The organism is Enterobacter sp. BWH52, from assembly GCF_001037565.1.
In the GTDB taxonomy this organism is placed as follows: Bacteria; Pseudomonadota; Gammaproteobacteria; order Enterobacterales; family Enterobacteriaceae; genus Enterobacter; species Enterobacter hormaechei_C.
On the sequence record NZ_KQ089854.1, the window covers coordinates 1,832,259 to 1,853,495 of the forward strand.

Annotated in this window: 21 protein-coding genes and 1 pseudogene; 12 read left to right on the forward strand and 10 right to left on the reverse strand. The window is 53.9% G+C overall.

All coding sequences use genetic code 11. The annotated features are described in order from the left end of the window. The 3 genes and pseudogenes from SK47_RS08685 (at position 1) to SK47_RS08695 (ending at position 2,166) form a co-directional block, all read left to right on the forward strand. Positions 1 to 948, forward strand: a complete 948-nt coding sequence (locus SK47_RS08685; protein WP_048243916.1) for a fimbrial protein — start codon at positions 1 to 3, stop codon at positions 946 to 948. A gap of 11 nt (positions 949 to 959) precedes the next feature. Next, on the forward strand, positions 960 to 1,472 hold the full coding sequence (locus SK47_RS08690) for a fimbrial protein (protein ID WP_022650916.1): 513 nt from the start codon (positions 960 to 962) through the stop codon (positions 1,470 to 1,472). A 41-nt stretch (positions 1,473 to 1,513) separates the two neighbouring features. After that, positions 1,514 to 2,166 (forward strand): annotated as a pseudogene (locus tag SK47_RS08695) (helix-turn-helix transcriptional regulator). A gap of 51 nt (positions 2,167 to 2,217) precedes the next feature. Here the strand turns inward: SK47_RS08695 and fdhF are convergent. The 4 genes from fdhF to ycgZ all read right to left on the reverse strand — a co-directional run bounded on the left by fdhF (position 2,218) and on the right by ycgZ (position 5,434). Then, a complete protein-coding gene (gene fdhF / locus SK47_RS08700) occupies positions 2,218 to 4,368 on the reverse strand; it encodes a formate dehydrogenase subunit alpha (protein WP_048243918.1) in 2,151 nt (716 codons plus the stop codon). A 193-nt stretch (positions 4,369 to 4,561) separates the two neighbouring features. Continuing rightward, complete coding sequence (locus SK47_RS08705) at positions 4,562 to 4,840, reverse strand: biofilm/acid-resistance regulator YmgB/AriR (protein ID WP_003857748.1); 279 nt, start codon at positions 4,838 to 4,840, stop codon at positions 4,562 to 4,564. A 29-nt stretch (positions 4,841 to 4,869) separates the two neighbouring features. Beyond that, on the reverse strand, positions 4,870 to 5,190 hold the full coding sequence (locus SK47_RS23085) for a hypothetical protein (RefSeq protein WP_032658210.1): 321 nt from the start codon (positions 5,188 to 5,190) through the stop codon (positions 4,870 to 4,872). 4 nt (positions 5,191 to 5,194) lie between these two features. After that, a complete protein-coding gene (ycgZ, locus tag SK47_RS08710; RefSeq protein ID WP_003857747.1) occupies positions 5,195 to 5,434 on the reverse strand; it encodes a regulatory protein YcgZ in 240 nt (79 codons plus the stop codon). Between the two features lie 339 nt (positions 5,435 to 5,773). On the opposite strand from ycgZ, the gene SK47_RS08715 reads away from it, so the two are divergent. Further along, on the forward strand, positions 5,774 to 6,994 hold the full coding sequence (locus tag SK47_RS08715) for a diguanylate phosphodiesterase (protein WP_003857746.1): 1,221 nt from the start codon (positions 5,774 to 5,776) through the stop codon (positions 6,992 to 6,994). Positions 6,995 to 7,183: 189 nt separating this feature from the next. Then, positions 7,184 to 7,912, forward strand: a complete 729-nt coding sequence (locus tag SK47_RS08720; protein ID WP_003857744.1) for a MerR family transcriptional regulator — start codon at positions 7,184 to 7,186, stop codon at positions 7,910 to 7,912. Between the two features lie 109 nt (positions 7,913 to 8,021). On the opposite strand, the gene SK47_RS08725 is transcribed toward SK47_RS08720, so the two are convergent. Further along, complete coding sequence (locus SK47_RS08725; RefSeq protein ID WP_048243920.1) at positions 8,022 to 8,474, reverse strand: DUF3828 domain-containing protein; 453 nt, start codon at positions 8,472 to 8,474, stop codon at positions 8,022 to 8,024. 1 nt (position 8,475) lies between these two features. After that, positions 8,476 to 8,835 carry a hypothetical protein gene (locus SK47_RS08730; protein WP_017693570.1) on the reverse strand — a complete coding sequence of 120 codons (360 nt, stop codon included), beginning with the start codon at positions 8,833 to 8,835 and terminating at the stop codon, positions 8,476 to 8,478. Between the two features lie 496 nt (positions 8,836 to 9,331). Here SK47_RS08730 and sufA point away from each other — a divergent pair, with 496 nt between their 5' ends. From sufA to SK47_RS08765, 7 genes are all read left to right on the forward strand, one after another. Then, a complete protein-coding gene (gene sufA / locus SK47_RS08735; RefSeq protein ID WP_003857741.1) occupies positions 9,332 to 9,700 on the forward strand; it encodes a Fe-S cluster assembly scaffold SufA in 369 nt (122 codons plus the stop codon). 8 nt (positions 9,701 to 9,708) lie between these two features. Next, positions 9,709 to 11,199, forward strand: a complete 1,491-nt coding sequence (sufB, locus tag SK47_RS08740; protein ID WP_003857739.1) for a Fe-S cluster assembly protein SufB — start codon at positions 9,709 to 9,711, stop codon at positions 11,197 to 11,199. 9 nt (positions 11,200 to 11,208) lie between these two features. Beyond that, positions 11,209 to 11,955: a Fe-S cluster assembly ATPase SufC gene (gene sufC, locus SK47_RS08745; protein ID WP_003857736.1), complete on the forward strand. Its 747-nt coding sequence runs from the start codon at positions 11,209 to 11,211 to the stop codon at positions 11,953 to 11,955. Next, positions 11,930 to 13,201: a Fe-S cluster assembly protein SufD gene (sufD, locus tag SK47_RS08750; protein ID WP_048243922.1), complete on the forward strand. Its 1,272-nt coding sequence runs from the start codon at positions 11,930 to 11,932 to the stop codon at positions 13,199 to 13,201. The genes sufC and sufD overlap by 26 nt, the downstream gene beginning before the upstream one ends. Further along, positions 13,198 to 14,418 (forward strand): cysteine desulfurase SufS, encoded by a 1,221-nt coding sequence (sufS, locus tag SK47_RS08755; protein ID WP_003857731.1) that lies wholly within the window; start codon positions 13,198 to 13,200, stop codon positions 14,416 to 14,418. Before sufD ends, sufS begins: the two co-directional genes overlap by 4 nt. Positions 14,419 to 14,432: 14 nt before the next feature. Beyond that, on the forward strand, positions 14,433 to 14,849 hold the full coding sequence (gene sufE, locus SK47_RS08760) for a cysteine desulfuration protein SufE (RefSeq protein WP_048243924.1): 417 nt from the start codon (positions 14,433 to 14,435) through the stop codon (positions 14,847 to 14,849). Between the two features lie 97 nt (positions 14,850 to 14,946). After that, on the forward strand, positions 14,947 to 15,960 hold the full coding sequence (locus SK47_RS08765) for a L,D-transpeptidase LdtE (protein WP_003857729.1): 1,014 nt from the start codon (positions 14,947 to 14,949) through the stop codon (positions 15,958 to 15,960). Between the two features lie 60 nt (positions 15,961 to 16,020). Here the strand turns inward: SK47_RS08765 and lpp are convergent, their stop codons facing one another. The 4 genes from lpp to SK47_RS08785 all read right to left on the reverse strand — a co-directional run bounded on the left by lpp (position 16,021) and on the right by SK47_RS08785 (position 20,897). Continuing rightward, positions 16,021 to 16,257 (reverse strand): murein lipoprotein Lpp, encoded by a 237-nt coding sequence (gene lpp / locus SK47_RS08770; RefSeq protein WP_001082307.1) that lies wholly within the window; start codon positions 16,255 to 16,257, stop codon positions 16,021 to 16,023. Between the two features lie 312 nt (positions 16,258 to 16,569). Further along, the gene (gene pykF, locus SK47_RS08775; RefSeq protein ID WP_003857687.1) at positions 16,570 to 17,991 is read right to left on the reverse strand and encodes a pyruvate kinase PykF; all 1,422 of its coding nucleotides are present in this window, start codon (positions 17,989 to 17,991) and stop codon (positions 16,570 to 16,572) included. Between the two features lie 377 nt (positions 17,992 to 18,368). Continuing rightward, complete coding sequence (locus SK47_RS08780) at positions 18,369 to 19,514, reverse strand: trans-sulfuration enzyme family protein (RefSeq protein WP_022650924.1); 1,146 nt, start codon at positions 19,512 to 19,514, stop codon at positions 18,369 to 18,371. Between the two features lie 12 nt (positions 19,515 to 19,526). Continuing rightward, positions 19,527 to 20,897: a pyridoxal-phosphate dependent enzyme gene (locus SK47_RS08785; protein ID WP_023324529.1), complete on the reverse strand. Its 1,371-nt coding sequence runs from the start codon at positions 20,895 to 20,897 to the stop codon at positions 19,527 to 19,529. Between the last annotated feature and the right edge of the window lie 340 nt (positions 20,898 to 21,237).

Genomic DNA, 21,237 nt, shown 5'->3' on the forward strand with positions numbered 1-21,237 from the left:
ATGAAATGTCTTAACACGATGCTGCTGCTCTGTTTGCTCGCGGCGGGAAGTATCGCTCGTGCCGGTACCTGCACCACCATCACCCCGCAGCTTTCCACCCTGTCCGTGGGGACGATCAACGTGCAGCGCGATGCGCCTGTCGGCACGGTGGTATTTTCCGGCGCGGCGTCAGCCACAGGCTCCTATCTTACCGGGTGTACGAATCCGCTGATGCTGGGATTCAGCATGCGCTACAACAGCGCCACGTTGAGCAGCTACGGCAACCATGTTTACAACACGAACGTCAGCGGGATAGGGATACGCTTTTCCTCCAACGGCTATTTTGAAAACCCGAGCAATACGTTCTCGTACAATGCGCAGACCTCCTATGTGGACTGGTACGGCGGGAGGATTGAGCTGGTGGTGACCGGCCCGGTCTCATCGGGGGCATTAACCCCGGGGGTGATTGGCGTCGTGACGCTTCAGGGAAGCGACGGCCTCTACCGTGACGGTCTGACCACGCAGCTCACCTCCGGCAACATCAATGCCCTGGCGTGCACGGTGAATACGGCCCAGCTGACGTTTCCGATAGGGGATATTCCCGCTTCGGCGTTCGGCACCGTGGTGGGCACCACGCCAGCGGGAGCACAGAACACGCAAAACCTGGGCTTAACTTGCGCCGCCGGAACCAATATTACGGTCTCGCTCAGTGGAATACAGAATCCGGACAGCGCCAATACCAGCGTGATGGCCTTAACCGGGCAGGGAAATGCCAGCACTGCAAAAGGGGTGGGGGTGCAGCTAATCTATAACGGTGCACCGCTGGCGATGAACAGCCGACTATTTTTGCGACAGTCTGCCGGGGGGCAAGAGACGTTGCCATTAACGGCCCGATATTACCAGACGTTAACCCGCGTGGAGTCAGGTTCAGCGAATGCCTCCGCCACCCTGAATTTGACCTACCAGTAGCAGGTAAGAAGATGAAAATAAGATGCAGGACACTGCTGTTACTTGCCTTACTCAGCGGGAAGGTATGCTCCGCTGATAGCGTCAACATCGGTGTGACGGGAAATATCGTGGCGTCGCCATGCATATTTAATGGCGGCAATAACAATCTCGATGTCAATCTGGGCAATATTCAGGCAACCAATATGGCGACGCCGGGCTCAACATCGGATCCGGTGCCTTTCAGTCTGCTGTTTACCCAGTGCCCAACGGGAACGCAGAGTGTGACCGTCGCTTTCACCGGCAGCCCCGATCCTGAGGCGGGCGCGGACTATTTTATGAACAGCGGTTCGGCCACACATGTGGCGATAGCCATGCGCGATGCCCAAACCGGTGCGCTTAAAGGAACAGGCTCCAGCATGACCCAGACCATTGCCGCGGACAGAACCGCGACATTAGCTATGCTGGCCTCGGTAAAATCCATGACGGGGGGCGCCACGCCGGGAAGCATCCGCGCGGTTGTGGTGATGACGATGCAGTACAACTGAATGCCGGTGATAAGCCTTTTTTAAAGACGTTGGTGTGAACTATGTTAAATATTCTGATTCAGGAAACGGATCTGTTTTTTCAGGCTGGGCTACAGAGCTTTTTCGAAGATTTTTTTAAGCATAACTTTCATCGCTCCATCACTTTTCACCTGGCGCTGACCAATGAAAACGTCAGCCAGGCCGATATTATTGTTCTTTCATTATGTCAGGGGGAAACGCTGACCTGTTTTCCGGAGTTACTGGCCCGACAAAAAGGAATTGTGATAGGTCTCGTCGACGATGAGCTGCGCTTTTCGGCGCTGCCTTCCTGCTTTCAGGACATTATTTTTCTTCCTCGCCGGGCATCGCTTGATCGTATTAGCGGCGTTCTGTTTATTGCGTGGTTCACGACGCAATTACCGGGTTACACCTGGAATAAAAAGACCTGTTTCGACTGCCAGCATAAGGGTTATCCCGGCAACAAATTCGTATTCTGGTCAATTTTTACCGAGGGCTGTCGGTAGTGCAGACCGCTCAGGCGCTGGAGATGAGCGAAAAAACGGTCTTTACCCATAAATATATGATGATGCAAAAATTTAATCTGCGAAGCGATTACGAGCTGATCGTACTGTTGAGAAGGCTGATGGAGAAAAAGAGCCGGCCGAACCTGCTTCGCGATTACCTGGAAAATAATTATGCACAACAAATAGCCTGAAACGGCAGCGGATAGCTGGCCGGGCAGCGATAGCCGCCACCCGGCAAGCATTTAAACGTTAACCGCAGCGATCAACCGCGTCTTCATGGTCTGGTACGCGGAAGCCGCAAAATCCTCCGCCCAGCGCTGGTCCTCGATTGCCTCAAGCTGCACGGCGCAATACTTCGTTTCCGGCGTTCTGGAGATCGGGTCGAGATTATCCTGCGTCAGCTCATTACAGGCGCCAATCCACCACTGGTAGGTCATATAGATTGCTCCCGCATTGATGCGCTCGCTGATGCTGGCGCGGGTGATCACTTTACCCCGGCGTGAACGTACCCAGACCAGCTGGCCTTCGGCAATCCCCCGTTCATCCGCGTCGGCCGGGTTAATTTGCACCCGGCCCGGCTCGTCGGCCAGGCTTTGCAGCGCCGCGCAGTTCCCGGTCATGGAGCGGCAGGAGTAGTGGCCCACCTCGCGGACCGTACAGAGCACCAGCGGGAAATCCGCATCCGGGATTTCCGCTGGCGCGCGCCACGGTGCGGCAAAGAGCTGCCCTTTACCGCTCGGGGTATCGAACTGATTATCTTTGTACAGGTACGGCGTACCGGGATGATCCAGCGTCGGGCACGGCCATTGAACGTGACCCATCTCGCCCATTTTTTCGTAGGTCACGCCGTAGAAGAGGGGGCACAGCTCGCGCATTTCGTCCCAGATCTGCTGGTTATCCTCGTAATGCATGGGATAGCCCATTTCCGTGGCCAGCAGGCTGATGATCTCCCAGTCGCGCCTGACATTGCCGCTGGACTCAATGGCTTTGCCGAAACGCTGAAAGCCGCGATCGGCACAGGTGAACACACCGGCGTGTTCTCCCCATGAGGTGGCAGGGAGCAGCACGTCAGCCAGCTCTGCCGTTTTGGTCATAAAGATGTCCTGAACCACCACAAAATCGAGCGCCTCAAAGCCGCGGCGGACCAGACCCAGATCGGCTTCTGTCTGAAGCGGATCTTCCCCCATGATGTAATACGCTTTGATCTTACCTTCCAGCGCGAGATGCGGCACTTCGGTGATGCGCGTTCCGACGCGATCGTCCATCCGGTTGACATTGATTTTCCACGCATCGGCAAATTTCAGTCTGACCGCCGGATCAGTGACGTCCTGGTAGCCGGGAAACATATTGGGCAGAACACCCATATCGCAGGCGCCCTGAACGTTATTTTGCCCGCGAACCGGCCCCACGCCGACGGCAGGGCGGCCCAGATTGCCGGTCAGCAGTGCCAGGCTGGAGAGACCTTTCACCACATCGACCGCCTGACCAAACTGCGTGACGCCCATTCCCCACATCACCGTTGCTGAAGGCGCCGCTGCGAACATGCGCATTGCCTGACGAACATCCCGCGCGGGGATCCCCGTCAGATGTTCAACCTGCTCGGGTGCGTAATCTTTTACCGTCAGTCGGTACGCCTCAAGCCCTTCTGTAAAGCGAGCAACGTAGTTTTTGTCGTACAATTCCTCTTCAAGCAGGACATAGCCAAAGGCATTGACCAGCGCCATGTTACTGCCATTTTTTAACTGAAGATGAAGATCGGCAATGCGTGCCGTTTCAATATGACGCGGATCGCAGACAATGATTTTAGCGCCATTTTCACGTGCTTTAAGCACGCGTCGGGCGACGATGGGGTGAGAGTCGGCGCAGTTATAGCCGAATACCAGCAGGCATTTTGAGTTTTCAATATCGTTAATGGAATTGCTCATGGCGCCGTTGCCGAGGGTCTCCTGTAAACCGGCAACGGACGGACCGTGACAGACGCGGGCGCAGCAGTCGACGTTGTTAGTATTCAACACCGCACGGGCAAATTTTTGCATCACATAGTTGGTCTCATTGCCCGTTCCCCGCGAGGAACCCGTGGTCATAATGGACCGAGGGCCGTACTGTTCTTTGATGCTTTTAAGCCTGTAAGCGGTATAGCGAATGGCCTCTTCCCAGGTAACAGGGGTAAAGGCCTCGCCTTTGCTGTAGCGGATCATGGGCTGCGTCAGGCGGGGGGTAAGCAGCCGAGTATCATTAAGAAAGTCCCAGCCGTAGAACCCTTTCAGGCAAAGCGTGCCCTGATTAGTTACGCCATTAGCGGCTTCGGCACGGATAATCCGGTTATTTTTAACGACGAGGTTAAGTTTGCAGCCTGCACCGCAGTAGGGGCAGACGCTGGCGATTTTTTTCATCAATAACAGACCTGTTAAGAAATGAAGCAATGTTTACTGGAAAGCCCAGTCCCTTAGCGGACTAAGCAGGATCCATGCCAAATTCGGCGTGCTTGATTAACAGGGCGTTAGGGGAGAGAGGGCGTGTCATCGTCAGTCCGTTCGTCAGAATTGACGATGACACGCTATCCGAAGAGATGGGAAGAGTGAGGCGTTAAAGATCGTCCATGGTGTAACCGACGACAATTTCCAGCGTCTTGCGGATCACATCCGCCTTAACGACATCATCGGTGGATTCCAGCGTCTGGATCAGCCAGAGAATGATCGCTTTGTTGGTCAGATGACCTTCGGAAGCAAGAACACAACGAACCGCAGTCGAAAAAATGGCAGACTCTTCAGCAAAGCGATCGCCTGCGTGACGGAAATACTCCGACAACGCGCTATCTAAAAAGGCGGAGTGGTATTCGGGTTGAAGCTGAATATTTTGTCTCATTTGTTCTCACCGTAGCTGTAAAGTTGTAGTCAATGTATCTTTTTGGGATCGGACGGTTTTCCATTTCCAAATAACGGCACTACATTGTCTCGGTTATTTTTGAGAGATCCCTCTCTCTGAATTCGTCCTTGTGCGGTTCTGCGACCTTTAAAAGCGACCGTGCCAGAGCTGATTTCAGCTATCACCCTCGCTAATGTCTCCCGCCGCTGGGGATCCGTCTCACAGGCTTGCATGTTACGCAGACGCTGAACCAAACCCTCGGTCGTTACAGGACCGCGCTCCTTCAAAAGTGAAAGAGCGGCTTCTCCAATAAGCTGGTCGATCAGTCTGTCCGCATCACTGCTGTTCATAACATTAACGTTCGAAGAGCAGGCCAAGAAGCATGTGATAATGATGCTCCTCTTCCGGGCCATTGGCCTTTTCAAGGCGACTTAACAGTTTTGTGCAGAGCGATTTGCGATTCAGATTCCGCCCGTCGCTAAGGATTTCAACAACAACCTGACCCAATGTTTCCTGTTGGGTTGGAAGCGCGGCTTTTTCGAAGTACTGCGCAATTGCTGTTGCTGTGTCTGCGAGGTGTCCGTTCTGCTGCATGTTTCGCTCCTGTAAATTTTCGTAATCAGTAACGTTACATTTAAGGTATACATAATTTTCAAATCTGTACATTAAAAATGTACAATTTTTTAAATATTTTATAATATATTTGATAAAGTATATATTTATCATATGGTTATATGTATACAGCTTACTGCTAAATTCACAAAATATATTGTACAATTCGAAGTGGCGTTGCAGAGTTGTACAAGCCCGGAAAAGGCGCAAAGAAGTCATGTAAATTGTTGAGATGTAAATTATTTATTGGGTAATTAATGTGCTATAACAGAGTTCTCCCCACGTGTTTTCGTGGTCACCCCCTCAATCTTCAGGATTAGCATGCTCACAACCATTATTTACCGCAGTCATATCTGCGAGGACGTTCCAGTGAAAGCGCTGGAAGACATGGTCGCTGCTGCAAATTGTAGAAATCGCCAGTTCGATGTGACGGGGATTTTGCTGTTTAACGGCACACACTTCTTTCAGTTACTTGAAGGGCCCGCTGATAACGTTAAGGAGATCTATCAGCTCATCTGCCGTGACCCACGGCATCACAACGTGGTCGAATTATTAAGCGATCACGGGCCTTCAAGACGTTTTGGCAACGTAGGTATGGAGCTCTTTGACCTTCGTCAGTACGACACCGACGAAGTGCTACAAAAGGTACTCGATAAAGGCACAACCCGCTATCAGCTGACCTATAACGATCGCGCCCTACAATTTTTCCGCACCTTCGTTGAGGCCACTGAAAAAGCCAACTACTTTGAGCTGCCTCCGGCTGACGCCTGGGAGTTTGTCACCGAAAACACGCCATTATCCTCCCAGCCAACGGTAGTGGCAAAGGGCGCGGACTGTAGTTTCGCATTTCAACCTATCGTCGATCCGTTTATGCAGCAGGTGGTTTCCTGGGAAGCCCTGATCCGCACGCCGTCCGGTGAGTCCCCGGAAAGCTACTTTGCCAACCTGTCGCGTGAGGCGCTGTACGAATCGGATCTGAAGAGTAAGCAGGTGGCTTTGTCGATGGCCAGCGCGCTGGGCCTACAGACTCAAACGTTGTCCATTAATCTGTTGCCGATGACGCTGGTCAATGTTCCTGGCGCCGTCGATTTTTTACTGACGGCAATTGAGGCGAACGGTTTTGTGCCGGAGCAAATTGTGGTCGAGTTCACCGAGAGCGAGGCGATCTCGCGCTTCGAAGAGTTCACCAGCGCGGTCAGACAGCTTAAAAGCGCCGGGATCAGCGTGGCCATCGATCACTTTGGCGCGGGATTCGCCGGTCTGCAACTGCTGGCCCAGTTCCAGCCGGACAGAATCAAGATCAACCGTGATTTGATTGCTAACGTGCACAAGAGCGGCCCGCGTCAGGCAATCATTCAGTCAATCATTAAATGCTGCGCCTCCCTGGAAATTCTGTTCTGTGCGGTAGGCGTAGAGCTAGCTGAAGAGTGGATGTGGCTGGAATCTGCCGGGATTTCTCAGTTCCAGGGTCACCTTTTCGCCAGCCCGCGTCTGGGGGGCATTCCGGCGATTGCCTGGCCCGAGAAAAAGTACGATTTATAAAAAACCTGTACGTAACTGTTAAAAGTGACCTGTACGTACGGCTAAATTTATACAACAATATATTAACGAGTGAGTGGTTCTTTGAGCCATTCACTTGTCTCAGAACGAGGAGTTAGTTATACAAATGATTTGTACAATCTGATAAGGTTGGTTTGGTTAGGTATGGAAGTATTGTGCGTGAGGGAGTTAATGGCCTATTACAGTATCGGCGAAGTGGCCGAACGATGCGGTATCAACCCCGTTACGTTGCGTGCCTGGCAGCGCCGTTATGGATTGTTGAAGCCGCAGCGAAGCGAAGGGGGCCATCGTCAGTTTGACGATGAAGATATCCTGCGTATCGAAGAGATCAAACGCCTGATGAAAACGGGTGTTTCGGTCGGTAAAGTAAAAGCGCTTCTTGAAAATACAGAAGTGATGACTCAGGGGAACTGGGCATCGTTTCAGGAAGAGATGTTAACCGTTCTGCGCTATGCCAGCCCGGCAAAACTGCGCGCCAAAATCGGCGAGTTCCGCCGTGACCATGCGATGGATGTTCTGATAGATAACATCATCACCCCTGTGCGGCAGCGAATGAACCAGGACCAGAATACGGTGCGTCACATGGCGAGCCTGCTCGACGGTGTCCTGATTGAGTTTGCCGTTGCAAGCCTGGGTGAGTCGCGAAAAAAAGCAGGTAAGGATGCGCTGCTGATTGGGTGGGAGTGCGACGACCGTACGCATTTGTGGCTGGAAGCGGCCCGTCTTGCCTACAAAGGCTGGCATATCGACGTGCTGGCTGAGCCGATTGATTCTCCACGTCCTGAACTCTTCCCCGGGCAAAAAATCTTCGTCTGGACCGGTAAAGCGCCTACGCCTCGTCAACAGGAGCAGCTCGACCACTGGCGTGAACAGGGTTTCGCCGTTTCGATCCATCACTGATGTTAAGGGGGCCAACGGTAAACCGCCAGTGCGGGATTTTGCCTTCTGGCGATACGACAGGGGTATCCGCGAAGATGCATAGCATCAGTACCCCTGTCATATCGTCGGTTTATTCCATCATCAGGTTGTCTGAAATATTCATGCTGGCCACGGATTCAACTTTCCACGCGCCATCTTCCTTGACCATGCAGTCAATCACGGTGTGATCCCGCTTTTTGCCGAATGAGATATAAACCTGCATACAGGCGGCATCGTAATCCAGCGCCCGCGCACTGACGATGGCCCAGTCATCTTCATATCCCTGAGCCTTGATGAACATATCGACGTCAGGCACGTCATATTCATCTGGATCCAGCTTATCCATGGCTTTGAGTTTGCTGATAGTTTCGCGGGTTACATATGGCCTCAGCGCTTCATAGTTTTTCAGGGGCTCTTTCCCGATAATAATTTGCGAGATGTACCACTTATTAAACTGAAGGGCAGCGGATACCTCAGGGGGGAACTTCTGTGCAGCGGATGCGAGAGTGGGCAGAAGCAGGATCGCCAGAATTATTTTTTTCATGTCAGTCATGCCTGTAAATTGCATATGCTGGCTTTAATTCCCGGTATTCCTTTCCCGGATACATTGTTCGCTGAACAAAATCAGAGTACCAGACGCCGTTCCCACCATAGATGCAAGCGTGGCCATATGGGTGGTGCGCAGTGGGCTGGATCACCGCCACATCGCCCTCAACAGGCTCACCGTAAACCTGGTGGAAACCCGCCAGAATTAAATTGCTTTTCATATCCTTAGCATAATGCGTGTTCTGTAGATTAGCACCGCCGGCGCGAATGGATTTCGAAACAAATTCTGCACATCTTTTCTGGCTATACTGACCTGCATGCTGGCGAGCATGAACTGCGGCTTTATGGGCACTCCACATAATTTAATCCCTTATTGAATAAATGGTTAACAAGGGAAACATTACGCCGAAAAGGGATGAGTTTATGTAAATAATCATGAGCGGAATTTAACCACTATCAGACTGATAAATAATGGTTAACTCATCCATTAAACGTCTTTATGCGCACCCAGGTAAGGCAAAAAAGGATTAAAAAGAACCTGGCTTAAGGGGGAGGCATACGTAAATAATGTATTTGGTGCCTGGGTGTACTTTAGCTATCTTAAAAATAGGTATTTCCAATACAATTTTTATCATTGCCCGCTACCTCACCGCCTTTCTTATGAAATGCATTATTTATCAATGCATTGAACAAATCTAACCATCCCATCCGCATCCCGTCACAGGGTCTATGCTTAATGAAAGTAGCCAAAAAGGGCGGTTTAGCCCAAAGCCCCTGCTCGCAGGGGGTTGAAGTGATAATCGTTATCACTAACATGGTGTTATGCCCTGGTGGCTTATCAGATGAGGTGGACCTATGGAACTGCATTCAGAAACCTTCAATCCGGCCGATTTTGCCTGGCGTGGCTTAACGCTGACGCCCGCGGCGGCGGCGCATATTCATGAGCTGGTGGCAAAAAATCCCGACATCCTCGGCGTACGCTTAGGCGTTAAGCAGACTGGCTGCGCGGGATTTGGCTACGTGCTGGATACCGTAACCGAACCTGAAAAGGACGATCTGGTCTTTGAAACCGACGGTGCAAAGTTATACGTCGCACTACAGGCGATGCCGTTTATCGATGGAACCGAAGTCGACTACGTTCGGGAAGGTTTAAACCAGTTATTCAAATTTCATAACCCGAAAGCCCAGAACGAATGCGGCTGCGGCGAAAGCTTTGGGGTATAGGCGGTACTATGTCTCGTAATACTGAAGCAACGAGTGATGTAAACACCTGGAGCGGCGGACACCTCAACTATAAAGAGGGTTTCTTCACGCAGCTGCAAACCGATGAACTGGCGAAAGGCATCAACGAAGAGGTCGTGCGCGCCATTTCGGCGAAACGTAACGAGCCAGAGTGGATGCTGGAGTTTCGCCTGAGCGCATTCCGCGCGTGGCTGGAGATGGAAGAACCCCACTGGCTGAAAGCGCATTACGATAAGCTGAACTATCAGGATTACAGCTACTACTCCGCGCCCTCCTGCGGCAGCTGTGATGATACCTGTGCCTCGCAACCCGGCGCGGTACAGCAAACCGGTGCCGAGAACAGCTTCCTGAGTAAAGAGGTGGAAGAGGCGTTTAATCAGCTCGGCGTGCCCGTGCGCGAAGGCAAAGAGGTGGCGGTAGACGCCATTTTTGACTCCGTCTCGGTGGCAACCACCTACCGTGAAAAACTGGCGGAGCAGGGGATTATTTTCTGCTCCTTCGGGGAAGCCATTCACGATCACCCGGAGCTGGTGAAAAAGTACATTGGCACCGTGGTACCCAGTAACGATAACTTCTTCGCGGCACTGAATGCGGCGGTGGCGTCAGACGGTACCTTTATCTACGTGCCGAAAGGCGTGCGCTGCCCGATGGAGCTCTCGACCTATTTCCGCATCAACGCGGAAAAAACCGGCCAGTTTGAACGCACCATCCTGGTGGCCGATGAAGGCAGCTACGTTAGCTACATCGAAGGGTGCTCCGCTCCTGTGCGCGACAGCTACCAGCTGCACGCGGCGGTGGTGGAGGTCATCATCCATAAAGATGCGGAAGTGAAGTACTCTACGGTACAGAACTGGTTCCCGGGCGACGGTAACACCGGCGGTATTCTGAACTTCGTCACCAAGCGTGCGCTGTGCGAAGGCGAAAACAGCAAAATGTCCTGGACGCAGTCAGAAACCGGCTCCGCCATTACCTGGAAATACCCGAGCTGTATTCTGCGCGGCGACAACTCAATCGGTGAGTTTTACTCCGTGGCGCTGACCAGCGGTCATCAGCAGGCCGATACCGGCACCAAGATGATCCACATCGGTAAAAACACCAAATCGACCATCATCTCCAAAGGGATCTCTGCCGGTCACAGCCAGAACAGCTATCGCGGGCTGGTGAAAATCATGCCGACGGCAACCAACGCGCGTAACTTCACCCAATGTGACTCCATGCTGATTGGCGCGGACTGCGGGGCGCATACCTTCCCGTATGTCGAATGCCGCAATAACAGCGCCCAGCTTGAGCATGAGGCAACTACGTCACGTATTGGTGAAGATCAGCTTTTCTACTGCCTGCAACGCGGGATCAGTGAAGAAGATGCGATTTCAATGATCGTTAACGGCTTCTGTAAGGACGTGTTCTCTGAACTGCCGCTGGAATTTGCCGTTGAAGCCCAGAAACTCCTCGCCATTAGTCTTGAACACAGCGTCGGTTAAGGAAAGCACATGTTAAGCATTAAAGATTTACAGGTTAGCGTGGAAGAGAAAGAGATCCTGCGTGGCCTCAATTTTGACGTCAAACCGGGTGAAGTTCACGCCATCATGGGGCCAAACGGCTCCGGGAAAAGTACGCTTTCAGCGACGCTGGCAGGACGCGAAGATTATGAAGTTACCAGCGGCTCCGTTGAGTTTAACGGCAAAGATCTGCTGGAGATGTCGCCGGAAGAGCGTGCCGGCGAGGGCATCTTTATGGCCTTCCAGTATCCGGTGGAAATTCCGGGCGTCAGCAACCAGTTCTTTCTGCAAACCGCGCTGAACGCGGTGCGCAAGTATCGCGGCCTTGAGGCGCTGGATCGCTTTGACTTCCAGGATCTGATGGAAGAGAAGATCAAGCTGCTGAAAATGCCGGAAGATCTGCTGACCCGCTCGGTAAACGTGGGTTTCTCCGGCGGTGAGAAGAAACGTAACGATATTCTGCAAATGGCGGTTCTGGAGCCAGCGCTGTGCATTCTCGATGAGACCGATTCAGGGCTGGATATCGATGCCCTGAAGATCGTTGCCGACGGGGTGAACTCCCTGCGTGATGGCAACCGCTCATTTATCATCGTGACACATTACCAGCGAATTCTGGACTACATCAAGCCGGACTATGTCCACGTGCTTTACCAGGGACGCATTGTGAAATCCGGTGACTTTACGCTGGTTAAACAACTGGAGGAGCAGGGTTATGGCTGGCTTACCGAACAGCAGTAATGCACTTCAGCAGTGGCACCGGCTGTTTGAAGCGCAGGCTGGAGCGCGCTCTGAACAGGCTCAGCACCATCTCCAGCAGATGCTGCGTCTCGGTTTACCGACGCGTAAACATGAGAACTGGAAATATACCCCGCTGGATGGCCTGCTGAACGGCGATTTTGTCACCCGTCTGGCGCAGGTCAGCCCCGATCAGCGCGACATGCTGGCGCTGAGCGTGGATGCCGTGCGTCTGGTGTTTGTCGACGGTCTGTTCCGTGCGGAGCTGAGCGACAGCGTGCAGGAGAGCGGGTTCGATATCGTCATTAACGATGAACGTCAGTCGCTGAACGCGCCCGTTCAGCCTGAAGTCTTCCTGCACCTGACAGAGAGCCTGTCACAATCTGTCACCCATATTCGCGTTAAGCGTAACCAGCGCCCGGCGAAACCGCTGCTGCTGATGCATATCACCCAGGGCGTTGCGGGTGATGAGATTAACACCGCCCACTATCGCCACCATCTTGAGCTGGCAGAAGGGGCGGAGGCGACGGTGATCGAGCATTACGTCAGCCTTAACGACACCCGTCATTTTACCGGTTCGCGTCTGACGATGAACGTGGCGGCCAATGCCCAACTGCACCACATCAAGCTGGCGTTTGAGAATCCGCTCAGTCACCACTTCGCCCACAACGATATTCTGCTGGGCCAGGATGCCGCGGCGTACAGCCACAGTTTTCTGCTTGGCGGCGCGGTGCTGCGCCACAATACCAGCACCCAGCTGAACGGTGAAAACACTACGTTGCGTATTAACAGCCTGGCGATGCCGGTGAAGTCAGAAGTGTGCGACACGCGCACCTGGCTTGAGCATAACAAAGGCTACTGCAACAGCCGTCAGCTGCACAAAACCATCGTCAGCGACAAAGGACGTGCGGTGTTCAACGGCCTGATCAACGTGGCGCAGCACGCCATCAAAACTGACGGGCAGATGACCAACAACAACCTCTTGCTGGGACGTCTGGCAGAGGTGGACACCAAACCACAGCTGGAAATCTATGCGGACGACGTGAAATGCAGTCACGGCGCGACGGTCGGGCGTATTGACGATGAGCAGATGTTCTACTTGCGCTCGCGCGGGATAGACCAGCAGGCCGCGCAAAAGATGATTATTTACGCCTTTGCGGCTGAGCTGACGGAAGCGCTGCCCGATGGCGGACTTAAACAGCAGGTGCTGGCCCGTATCGGTCAGCGACTGCCTGGAGGCGAAGCATGACATTTCCCGTAGAGAAAGTCCGGGCAGATTTTCCGGTACTGACCCGTGAAGTGAACGGTCTGCCGCTGGCCTATCTCGACAGTGCGGCCAGCGCGCAAAAACCGAATCAGGTGGTGGATGCGGAAGCCGAGTTTTACCGCCACGGTTATGCGGCGGTACATCGTGGGATCCACACCCTGAGCGCCGAGGCGACCCAGCGCATGGAAAACGTGCGCACGCAGGTTGCAGCCTTCCTCAACGCGCGTTCGCCGGAAGAGCTGGTGTTCGTGCGCGGCACCACCGAAGGGATCAACCTGGTGGCTAACAGCTGGGGCAATGCGCAGGTGCACGCGGGGGATAACATCATCATCACCCAGATGGAGCACCATGCCAACATCGTGCCCTGGCAGATGCTCTGCGAGCGTGTGGGGGCGCAACTGCGGGTGATCCCCCTGAATGAAGACGGCACGCTCCAGCTGGAAAAGCTGGACGCTCTGCTGGACGACAGAACGCGGCTGGTGGCGGTGACCCACGTTTCAAACGTGCTGGGCACGGAAAATCCGGTGGCGCTGATCGTCGACAAAGCCCATCAGGCCGGTGCGAAAGTGTTGATTGATGGTGCCCAGGCGGTGATGCACCATGCGGTTGACGTTCAGGCCCTGGACTGCGATTTCTACGTCTTCTCCGGGCACAAGCTGTATGGCCCGACGGGCATCGGCGTGTTGTATGTGAAAGAGGACATTCTCCAGGCCATGCCGCCGTGGGAAGGGGGCGGGTCAATGATCGCCACCGTCAGCCTGACGGACGGCACAACATACGCCCGTGCGCCCTGGCGCTTCGAGGCGGGTACGCCCAACACGGGCGGGATCATCGGGCTGGGCGCGGCCATTAGCTACGTCTCTGAAACGGGGCTGGCGGCGATTCAGGAGTACGAACAGCTGCTGATGCATTACGCCTTGCAGGAGCTGGTCAGCGTCCCGGACCTGACCTTATATGGTCCTGCTGACCGTCTGGGTGTGATAGCCTTCAACCTCGGCAAGCATCACGCCTATGATGTGGGCAGTTTCCTTGATAATTACGGCGTCGCTGTGCGTACCGGGCATCACTGCGCGATGCCGCTGATGGCGTATTATGAGGTACCGGCCATGTGCCGCGCATCGCTGGTGATGTACAACACAACGGAAGAGGTCGACAGACTGGTGGCGGGATTAAAACGTATTCACCAGCTGCTTGGCTAACGGAGAGGCGAGAGATGGCAGATTTGCCGGACAGAGATAAATTGCTGCGCAACTTTGGGCGTTGCGCGAACTGGGAAGAGAAATACCTTTATATCATCGAACTGGGTCAGCGCCTGCCGCCGCTCAGCGAAGAGGCGCATAACCCGGACAACATCATTCAGGGCTGCCAGAGCCAGGTCTGGATCCAGATGCAGCAGACGGATGATGGCGTAATCGATTTACAGGGTGACAGCGATGCCGCCATTGTGAAGGGGCTTACTGCCGTCGTATTTATTCTTTATCACCAGATGTCGGCGCAGGATATTGTCGCCTTTGACGTTCGCCCGTGGTTTGAAAAAATGGCCTTAACCCAACACCTCACCCCGTCCCGATCCCAGGGACTGGAAGCGATGATCCGCGCCATACGCGCCAAAGCCGCAATCCTTAGCTAAACTGACAGAACAGCATTCATTCTGTTTCGCGGGGTGGTTTCCACCTCGCTGGTTTTTCAGCTTTCTGACGTTTGGTCAGTGAATAAGGAATCTCAGCATGAAGCGCGCGTCTCTAATAACTCTATTACTCCTTGGTTCGCTCAGTGCTGTTAATTCAGCCAGGGCGGTTGATTATCCTTTACCGCCCGCAGGCAGCCGCCTGATTGGGCAAAACCAGACATACACCATTCAGGAAGGGGACAATAAACTTCAGTCTATCGCTCGTCGGTTTAATACCGCCGCACAGCTCATCCTTGAAACCAATAATACCATTGCACCGGTGAATCCTGCGCCAGGAACGGTCATTACGATCCCTTCCCAGATGCTACTGCCGGACACCGAGCGCGAGGGCATTGTGGTGAATCTGGCGGAGCTGCGTCTTTACTTCTATCCGCCAGGCGAAAATATCGTGCAGGTCTATCCGCTGGGTATTGGTCAGCTTGGGCTGGAAACACCGGTCAGCACCACCCGTGTGAGTCAGAAAATCCCTAACCCTACCTGGACCCCCACAGCGGGCATCAGAGCGCGCTCACTGGCCCAGGGAATTAAACTGCCGCCTGTGGTACCCGCAGGGCCAAATAACCCGCTGGGGCGCTTTGCGCTTCGTCTGGGTATCGGGAATGGGGAATATCTTATTCACGGCACCAGCGCGCCGGACAGCGTAGGGCTGCGGGTCAGCTCGGGCTGTATGCGGATGAACGCGCCGGATATCAAAGCGTTGTTTGAGCAAGTGCGCGTCGGCACGCGGGTGCAGATTATCAATGAGCCGGTGAAGTTCTCCATCGAGCCGGACGGCAAACGTTATATTGAGGTGCACAGGCCGCTGGCGCAGGCAGAGGGCGAAAACCCACAGACGGTGCCGTTCACGCACTCGGCGGCGTTTACCGCTTTTGCAGCGGAGTCAGGTAGCGATAAAACGCTTATCGATAAAGCCCTGGCGCGCAGAGCCGGGATCCCGGTTGCCGTTTCAACAGGCAATGGTTCGTCAGCCAGCAATTCTGTCCTGTCGGTTCAGAATAGTCGTGTCTCAGCGGCGGTGGCGGAAGACGAGGGAGAGAAAGCGCTTCAGTAGAGGTTTGACTAAGGCAAAAAAAATGGCGCACAATGTGCGCCATTTTATTAACAGGTACTATTACTTACGGTATTTAGTAGCCTGGTTGTCCAGACGCTGGTTAGCGCGAGCTGCGTCGTCTTTAGCAGCCTGAACGTCGGAACGCATTGCGTTCACGTCGTTGCTCAGCTGGTCAACTTTAGCGTTCAGAGTCTGAACGTCAGAAGACAGCTGATCGATTTTAGCGTTGCTGGAGCAACCTGCCAGCAGAGTAGAACCCAGGATTACCGCGCCCAGTACCAGTTTAGTACGATTCATTATTAATACCCTCTAGATTGAGTTAATCTCCATGTAGCGTTACAAGTATTACACAAAGTTTTTTGGGTTGAGAATATTTTTTTGATGGGATTACGCCTATTTTTGATCGTTCGCTCAAAGAAGCAACGAAATCGGCAATTTTGACGAAAAAGCTATGTTAAAAAAGGCATTTTTCATCGGATTCATCTTAGATAAATCGCGATTAAATAGAAAAACCCGATTTGCTTTTTGAATAGTTCTGGTTAAAGGCGGGAATAAAAAAAGCGCCCCGAAGGACGCTTTTTAACAAAACAATAATTTGTTCGTGAAATATTACAGCACGTGGACAGATGCCGTGTTGGTGGTGCCGCTTGGAACCAGCGCGCCAGAAACCATAACCACCACGTCGCCTTTCTGAGCCAGGCCACAATCAACCAGTTCCAGAGCCACTTCTTTACCCAGACGATAGAAATCATCGGTAGAGGCAATCTCTTTCACCAGGTGTGGGATCACGCCTTTGCTCAGCACCAGCTGACGCGCGGTGGTTTCGTTGGTGGTCAGCGCCAGAATGGTCGCATCCGGGAAGTATTTACGCACGGCACGCGCAGATTTACCGCCCTGGGTCGCCACGACAATCAGCGGGGCTTCCAGTTTCTCGGCGGTTTCTACCGCACCACGGCACACGGCTTCGGTGATGCGCAGTTTACGGCTGTCGTTGTTGTAATCCAGACGGCTTTTCATCACGCGGTCGGTACGCTCACAGATGGTCGCCATGATGCTGACCGCTTCCAGAGGGTATTTCCCTTTTGCAGATTCGCCAGACAGCATAACGGCATCGGTACCGTCGAGGATGGCGTTCGCAACGTCGCCTGCTTCAGCGCGGGTAGGGCGTGGGTTTTTGATCATGGAGTCCAGCATCTGCGTTGCGGTGATAACCACTTTACGCGCGCGAACACATTTCTCGATCATCATCTTCTGCGCGAAGATCACTTCTTCAACCGGGATTTCAACGCCCAGGTCGCCACGCGCTACCATGATACCGTCAGACGCTTCGAGGATTTCGTCGAAGTTGTTCAGGCCTTCCTGGTTTTCGATCTTGGAGATGATCTGGATGTTCTCGCCGCCGTGCGCTTTCAGGTGCTCACGGATCTCAACCACGTCAGAACGTTTACGGATAAAGGAGGCAGCAACGAAGTCCACGCCTTGTTCGCAGCCGAAGATCAGGTCTTGTTTGTCTTTTTCAGCCAGCGCTGGCAGAGCAATGGACACACCCGGCAGGTTGACGCCTTTGTTTTCGCCCAGATCGCCGTTGTTCAGCACTTTACAGATAACTTTGTTACCTTCGATAGCGGTCACTTCCATGCCGATCAGGCCGTCATCTACCAGCACGGTGTTGCCAACAGACAGGTCGCTGGTGAAGCCTTCGTAGGTCACGGCAACGATTTCGTTATTACCCACAACGGATTTGTCGGTGGTGAAGGTGAAGGTCTGGCCCGCTTTCAGGGAAACGTCGTTACCGCCTTCCAGTTTGATGGTGCGGATTTCAGGACCTTTGGTGTCGAGCAGGATTGCCGCTTTTTTCCCGGTCTTGCTCATCACGTTGCGCAAGTTCTGGATACGCTGGCCGTGTTCAGCATAGTCGCCGTGGGAGAAGTTCAGACGCATCACGTTCATGCCGGCATCCAGCATTTTGCTCAGCATCTCTTCGGATTCGGTTTTCGGGCCGATAGTACAAACAATTTTCGTCTTTTTCATGACAGTCTTAGTCTTTAAGTTGGGAAGGATATGGAAATCTCGCTCCGGGGGCGCACCGCCGCGGAGTCAAACCTGTGTTGCGAAAGAGTATATGACACGCACTAAGAATAGGTGACATCAAATGAGCGTGCAGAAGAAAGTGTGCCTGAGTGCCAGCCCAACGAAGGAGAGGAGAAGTTGTACGTTGTTTTTTGTATTCCAAGCGCTGAAACCATTCACCAGGGATTTGGCGCGCATTATACGCTGATTTACAGTAAAAAGGAAAATGGAAACAGCGTTTCAAAAACAATCTGTGCAGATTCACATAAGTTTGTTATCAAGGCGTTAAGGCCTAATGTCATCTTATGACGGCAGGCGCAACGCCCGCCGTTTTTTGCTCACTTTTTCAGCGCTTGTTTAAGGTCGGCGATCAGATCCTTCGCATCTTCAATCCCCACCGACAGGCGGATAAGCTGCGGCACAATGCCGTTTACAAGACGTTGCGCCAGTGGAATGGAGGCGTGGGTCATGCTGTAGGGCTGGCTCACCAGACTCTCCACACCGCCAAGGCTTTCCGCCAGGGTAAAGAGCGTAAGATGACGGATCACCTCTGTCGCGCGCTGCGCATCGCCTTTAATCACAACGGAGATCATGCCGCCCGGCAGCGCCATTTGTCTGCGGGCCAGCGCATACTGGGGATGTGACGCCAGCCCGGGATAGAACACGCTGTCTACCTGCGGATGCTGCTCCAGCCATTGCGCAATCGCCAGCGCATTGGCGCTGTGCTTCTCAACGCGCAGTGAGAGGGTGCGAATGCCCCGCAGCGTCAGGAAGCTGCTGAACGGATCCAGAACGCCGCCAATCGCGTTTTGCAGATAGCCCAGACGCTCCGCCAGATCCTTATTCGACCCCACAACAGCCAGCCCGGCAACCACGTCTGAATGACCGTTGAGATATTTGGTGGCGGAGTGGACCACTATGTCGAACCCCGCCTCCAGCGGCCGGTGAATGACCGGGGAGGCGAAGGTATTATCCGCCACGCTGATCGCATTATTGCGCCGGGCAATGTCCGCGATGGCCTCCAGGTCGGCCAGTTTCAGCAGCGGGTTCGTTGGCGTTTCCACCCAGATCATGCGCGTGTCCGGGCGAATGGCGGCCTCAAGTCCGGCTACATCGTCCGGCTTAACCCAGCTCACCTGTAACCCGGTGCTGCGCTTGCGCACGTTTTCGATCAGGCGATACGTACCGCCATACACGTCGTCAATGGCGACGATATGGCTGTCTTTATCCAGCAGTTCGAGCACGGTGGAAATGGCCGCCAGCCCTGACGCGAAGGCGTACCCGCGCGTGCCGCCTTCCAGTTCGGCGATGGCGGTCTCCAGCGCATGGCGGGTTGGGTTGCCGCTCCGGGAGTATTCGTAGCCGGTATGTTCACCCGGTGCCGGTTGCGCAAACGTCGACGTGGCGTAAATTGGCGGCATCACGGCGCCGTGCGGGTCGTGATACTCACCACTGTGAACGCTGAGGGTGGCCAGGTTTTTCATCTTTTGCTCCTTTTATTTTGTCAGGCGGTTACGCCAGGCGGTGAGTACGTCACTGCGTGTGATCAAACCCAGAAAGCGGTTTTCGTCATAAATAATCGCCACCAGGCCACGGTCAAAGATGGCGTACAGGGCGCTCTCCGGGGCCTGCTTATCCAGATATTCAACCTGACGCGTCATGGCCGCCGTCACGGGGAGGGAGAAGCGATCGGCATCTCCCCCGATGTGTCGCAGCAGGTCCCACTCGTCGATGATGCCGACGACCTTGTTGTCATCGAGCACCGGCAGCTGAGAGATGTCGTACAGGCGCATGCGGGCCAGCACGGTGGAAAGCGTGTCGTCCGGGGCGGCAGTCACCGTCGCGCCTTCATCGTGGCGCAGGGCAATATAGTCCGAGAGATCGCCTGCCTGCGGACGCGAAATCAGCCCCTGTTGGCGCATCCAGTCGTCATTGAACATCTTCGAGAGGTATTTATTGCCGCTGTCGCAGGCGAAGGTGACCACACGTTTTGGCGTAGTCTGCGCCTGGCAATATTTCAGCGCTGCCGCCAGCAGCGTGCCGGTGGAGGAGCCTGCCAGGATCCCTTCCGTTTTTAGCAGATCGCGGGCGGTGGTGAACGCCTCGCGATCGGTAATGCGCCAGGCGCGGTTAACCCCCTCGATGTGCGCCAGCGGAGGAATAAAGTCTTCGCCAATCCCTTCAACCAGCCACGAGCCGGCATCGTGATAGCGTCCGGTCTCAACCTGGTCCGCCAGTACCGACCCGGCCGGATCGGCAAGCACAAATTCCGTCTGCGGCGAATGTTCTGCAAACCACGCCTGTAAGCCGCCCAGCGTACCGCCGGACCCCACGCCGACGACGATGGCATCGATCTGGCCGTCAAGCTGTTCAAACAGTTCCGGTGCGGTAGTGGTGCGATGCGCCAGCGGATTGGCCGCGTTACTGAACTGGTCGATATAAAACGCGCCTGGCAGTTCGTTCGCCAGCCGCCGGGCATAATCCTGATAATAGGCCGGATGCCCTTTGTTCACATCCGAGCGGGTCAGCACGACCTGCGCCCCTAACGCGCGCAGGTGGAAAATCTTCTCGCGGCTCATTTTGTCCGGCACCACCAGGATCAGCGAGTAGCCCTTCTGCGCCGCAATCAACGCCAGCCCCAGGCCGGTGTTCCCCGCCGTAGCTTCAATAATGGTGCCGCCGGGCCTTAGCTGGCCCGTACGCTCGGCTTCGTTAATCATCGACAGCGCGACGCGGTCTTTAATCGAGCCGCCGGGATTCTGGTTTTCCAGCTTCAGAAACAGCGAGCAGGTGCCGGTGTCCAGCTTGTGCAGCTGGATGAGCGGCGTACGGCCAATCAGTTCGGTGACGGAGTGGTAAAGCGTCATGGTCATGTCCTGTGAAGAGGTGATGACCGGATGATAGAACCATGAAATTTTCTCAATAAAGAACGTTTCACCAGGTTTAAGAACAGAAAGGAATAATCCTTGTGTTTTCAGATGGAAAGGCAGCAAGACGTAAAGTTGTCCGGATGTGAGGATGGCTAAATCCGCATAAAGTGCTGCAAAATTAACCGATTTCGCCGGGTGAGTGTGACCTGATATGCAAATGGCAGATAATTATTGCTGATATTCATCTAAATGCTTTTTCACCCGCCAGTTCGCTGCTTATTCCGCAGAATTATAAGAAATTCTTTTTTGGTCATTTAAAAGCTGATAACGGCTGTTT

Bases quoted from the DNA above. Each gene is read 5' to 3' on its own strand.
- SK47_RS08730 (WP_017693570.1), bottom strand. From the start codon at position 8,835: ATGTGGAGTGCCCATAAAGCCGCAGTTCATGCTCGCCAGCATGCAGGT.
- SK47_RS08715 (WP_003857746.1), top strand. From the start codon at position 5,774: ATGCTCACAACCATTATTTACCGCAGTCATATCTGCGAGGACGTTCCA.
- SK47_RS08780 (WP_022650924.1), bottom strand. From the start codon at position 19,514: ATGAAAAACCTGGCCACCCTCAGCGTTCACAGTGGTGAGTATCACGAC.
- sufA (WP_003857741.1), top strand. From the start codon at position 9,332: ATGGAACTGCATTCAGAAACCTTCAATCCGGCCGATTTTGCCTGGCGT.
- SK47_RS08720 (WP_003857744.1), top strand. From the start codon at position 7,184: ATGGCCTATTACAGTATCGGCGAAGTGGCCGAACGATGCGGTATCAAC.
- sufE (WP_048243924.1), top strand. From the start codon at position 14,433: ATGGCAGATTTGCCGGACAGAGATAAATTGCTGCGCAACTTTGGGCGT.
- SK47_RS08685 (WP_048243916.1), top strand. From the start codon at position 1: ATGAAATGTCTTAACACGATGCTGCTGCTCTGTTTGCTCGCGGCGGGA.
- sufD (WP_048243922.1), top strand. From the start codon at position 11,930: ATGGCTGGCTTACCGAACAGCAGTAATGCACTTCAGCAGTGGCACCGG.
- SK47_RS08785 (WP_023324529.1), bottom strand. From the start codon at position 20,897: ATGACGCTTTACCACTCCGTCACCGAACTGATTGGCCGTACGCCGCTC.
- SK47_RS08705 (WP_003857748.1), bottom strand. From the start codon at position 4,840: ATGAGACAAAATATTCAGCTTCAACCCGAATACCACTCCGCCTTTTTA.
- sufC (WP_003857736.1), top strand. From the start codon at position 11,209: ATGTTAAGCATTAAAGATTTACAGGTTAGCGTGGAAGAGAAAGAGATC.
- sufS (WP_003857731.1), top strand. From the start codon at position 13,198: ATGACATTTCCCGTAGAGAAAGTCCGGGCAGATTTTCCGGTACTGACC.
- ycgZ (WP_003857747.1), bottom strand. From the start codon at position 5,434: ATGCAGCAGAACGGACACCTCGCAGACACAGCAACAGCAATTGCGCAG.
- SK47_RS08725 (WP_048243920.1), bottom strand. From the start codon at position 8,474: ATGAAAAAAATAATTCTGGCGATCCTGCTTCTGCCCACTCTCGCATCC.
- pykF (WP_003857687.1), bottom strand. From the start codon at position 17,991: ATGAAAAAGACGAAAATTGTTTGTACTATCGGCCCGAAAACCGAATCC.
- lpp (WP_001082307.1), bottom strand. From the start codon at position 16,257: ATGAATCGTACTAAACTGGTACTGGGCGCGGTAATCCTGGGTTCTACT.
- SK47_RS23085 (WP_032658210.1), bottom strand. From the start codon at position 5,190: ATGAACAGCAGTGATGCGGACAGACTGATCGACCAGCTTATTGGAGAA.
- fdhF (WP_048243918.1), bottom strand. From the start codon at position 4,368: ATGAAAAAAATCGCCAGCGTCTGCCCCTACTGCGGTGCAGGCTGCAAA.
- SK47_RS08690 (WP_022650916.1), top strand. From the start codon at position 960: ATGAAAATAAGATGCAGGACACTGCTGTTACTTGCCTTACTCAGCGGG.
- SK47_RS08765 (WP_003857729.1), top strand. From the start codon at position 14,947: ATGAAGCGCGCGTCTCTAATAACTCTATTACTCCTTGGTTCGCTCAGT.
- sufB (WP_003857739.1), top strand. From the start codon at position 9,709: ATGTCTCGTAATACTGAAGCAACGAGTGATGTAAACACCTGGAGCGGC.